Here is a 2,669-nt window from a genome sequence, read left to right as displayed (position 1 = left end):
CGTTGAAGGTGCGGTACGCGCGCACGACGTCGGGCGTCTCGACACCCTGCCGCCCCCACTCGCGGCTCAGGGAGGGCGTGTTCGCGGCGGGCATCGGACCGAAGCACCCGTAGCAGCCGCGATCGAAGCCGGGGCACAGCGCACCGCACCCGGCGTGGGTGACCGGGCCCAGGCACGGCGTGCCGTGAGCGACCATGACGCACACGTGACCGGCGGCCTTGCACTCCACGCAGACGCTGGTGGCGCGGACCGCCGGCCGCCGCCCGTGGACGAACGCGCCGACCACCTCCAAGAGCTGGCGCTTGTCGACCGGGCAGCCGTGCAGCTCGAAGTCCACGGCGACGTGATCGCTGATCGCGGTCGACGTGGCGAGCGTGGAGAGCATCGCGGGGGACGGGTAGACGGCGGCCGCGAACTCCTCCACGTCGGCCCAGTTGCGCAGCGCCTGGATCCCGCCCGAGGTCGCGCACGCGCCGATGGTGACCAGCGCCCGCGACTGCTCCCGGACCTCACGGATGCGCCGGACGTCCTGCGGGGTGGTGATCGAGCCCTCCACGAGGCTCAGGTCGTACGGGCCGGGCCGTGCGTCGGAGGACGCTTCCAGGAAGTACGCGAGCTCCACCTCCCCGGCGAGCGAGAGGATCTCGTCCTCGCAGTCGAGCAGGCTGAGCTGGCAGCCGTCGCAGGACGCGAACTTCCACACGGCCAGGCGCGGGCGGCTCACAGCTCACGCACCTTCAGCAGCGGGGCGGCCACCGGCTGGGGGACGACGGGGCCGTCCCGGCACAGCAGCAGGGGACCCAGCTGGCAGTGGCCGCAGAGGCCGATGCCGCACTTCATGCTGCGCTCCAGCGAGACGAAGATCCGTCCGGCGGGCACCCCCGCGTCGCGCAGGGCGTCGGTCGCGAACCGCATCATGATCTCGGGACCGACGACCATCGCGGTGGTCGCGGGGCCGTCCAGCCCGGCGGTCGGGACGAGTCCCGGGACGACACCGACCCGCCCACGCCAGGTGCCGGAGGCGGCGTCCACGGTCACGAGGATCTCGGCGCCCTGCCGGGCCCAGGCGTCGAGCTCGGCGCGGTACAGCAGGTCGGCCGGCGTGCGGGCGCCGTAGAGGAGCACGATGCGGCCGTGGTCGTCGCGCCGGTCCAGCGCATGCTCGACCAGCGCGCGGACCGGCGCGAGCCCGACGCCGCCGGCCACGATCACGAGGTCGCCGCCACGGGCCGCGTCCAGCGGCCAGCCGGTGCCGAGCGGCCCCCGGACGCCGATGGCGGGCGCGGCGCACAGCGCCCGGGTCACGGGGCCGACCGCCCGGATCGTGTGGGCGAGCCCCTCCTGCACGCTGGCGACCGAGATGGGCGCCTCGCCGACGCCGAACGCGTAGAGCATCGAGAACTGCCCGGGCGCGAACCCGGCGCCGTCGTGGTCGAGCGTGATCGTCCACGTGTCGTCGGTCTCCTGGCGGCGGTCCGCGACGCGGTGCACCCGCGGCGCGTACGGTCCGGCCTCGTCAGGTGCTCGCAACAGGTCCATAGACGTCGAGCAGCCGCAGGCGCGTGGCCTGCAGCCGTTGGGTGATGATCCCGGCGAAGCTGCGGTACAGCTCGCGGCCGAGCACCGGGTCCTGCTCGCACTTGCCGCGCAGGCAGAGGGCGTCGATGCGCAGCACCCGGACCTCTCCCCGCGCGACCGCGCGGAAGTGCGACCGGTACGGCGGGACGAGCCACGACCAGCCGACGACGTCGTGCTCGTGCAGCGTCTCGATGACGAGCGGACCGGTGGCCGCGTCGGTCTCGAGCGCCACCGCGCCGTGACGGATGACGTAGAAGACCTCGCCCGGCTCGCCCTCCCGCAGGAGGGCCTCGCCGTCGCTGAAGCCGTCGTTGATGGCGCACCCGGCCAGGGTGTCCAGCAGCTCGGGGGCGAGTCCCGCGAACGCCGGGGACTCCGCCAGCAGGTCACTGATGTCCTTCATGGATCGCTGCCACCTCCTCGGTGATGTCGATGGCGACCGGGCACCACGTGATGCAGCGTCCGCAGCCGACGCAGCCGGAGCTGCCGAACTGGTCGACCCACGTGGAGAGCTTGTGGGTCATCCACTGCCGGTAGCGCGATGTGCCCGAACTGCGCACCGTGCCTCCGTGCACGTAGCTGAAGTCCAGGTTGAAGCAGGAGTCCCAGGTCCGGGTGCGCTCGGCGTCGTGGCCGCTGAGGTCCGTGACGTCCTCCACGGTCGTGCAGAAGCAGGTCGGGCAGACCGCGGTGCAGTTGCCGCAGGCCAGGCAGCGGTCGGCCACCTCCTCCCAGCGGGGATGCTCCAGGTTGGCGGCCAGCAGGGCGGGGACCGCGTCCGCGTCCATCGTCCTGCCCATCTGCCCGGCGGCGCGCTCGACGGCTGCCGCGGCGGCGGCGAGGTCGGTGTCGCCGGCGGTGTCGTGGGGGACCTCGGCCATCACGGCGGCGCCCTCGGCGCTGCCGACCTCGACCACGAACCGGTGGTGCTCGCCGTCGCACAGCTCGGTGAGCGCGAGGTCGAACCCCTCGGTCGCCTTCGGTCCGGTGCGCATCGAGACGCAGAAGCACGTCCCGCCCGCCTGACCGCAGTTCACGGCGAGCACGAACAGCGACCGGCGTCGCGCGGCGTAGTCGGTGTCGGAGTGGGT

Annotated in this window: 4 protein-coding genes; all 4 read right to left on the bottom strand. The window is 73.4% G+C overall.

Annotated features, from left to right (window positions below):
* The coding region (locus ABYE80_RS19570) for an oxidoreductase (RefSeq protein WP_372791986.1) at positions 1-724 on the bottom strand (724 nt) is incomplete at its 3' end.
* Entirely contained in the window at positions 721-1,539 is an 819-nt protein-coding gene (locus ABYE80_RS19565) for an FAD/NAD(P)-binding protein (RefSeq protein ID WP_372791985.1), read from the bottom strand. The genes ABYE80_RS19570 and ABYE80_RS19565, both read right to left, overlap by 4 nt.
* A complete protein-coding gene (locus ABYE80_RS19560; protein ID WP_372791984.1) occupies positions 1,517-1,981 on the bottom strand; it encodes a cyclic nucleotide-binding domain-containing protein in 465 nt (154 codons plus the stop codon). The genes ABYE80_RS19565 and ABYE80_RS19560 overlap by 23 nt, the downstream gene beginning before the upstream one ends.
* Positions 1,965-2,669 (bottom strand): 4Fe-4S dicluster domain-containing protein (locus ABYE80_RS19555; protein ID WP_372791983.1); only part of this gene is annotated, 705 nt, incomplete at its 5' end. The genes ABYE80_RS19555 and ABYE80_RS19560, both read right to left, overlap by 17 nt.

Origin of the sequence: Paraconexibacter sp. (assembly GCF_041602235.1) — a bacterium.
GTDB lineage: Bacteria > Actinomycetota > Thermoleophilia > Solirubrobacterales > Solirubrobacteraceae > Paraconexibacter.
The sequence above is the reverse complement of the archived record's forward strand: the minus strand, read 5'-3'. Positions and strand labels throughout refer to the sequence as shown.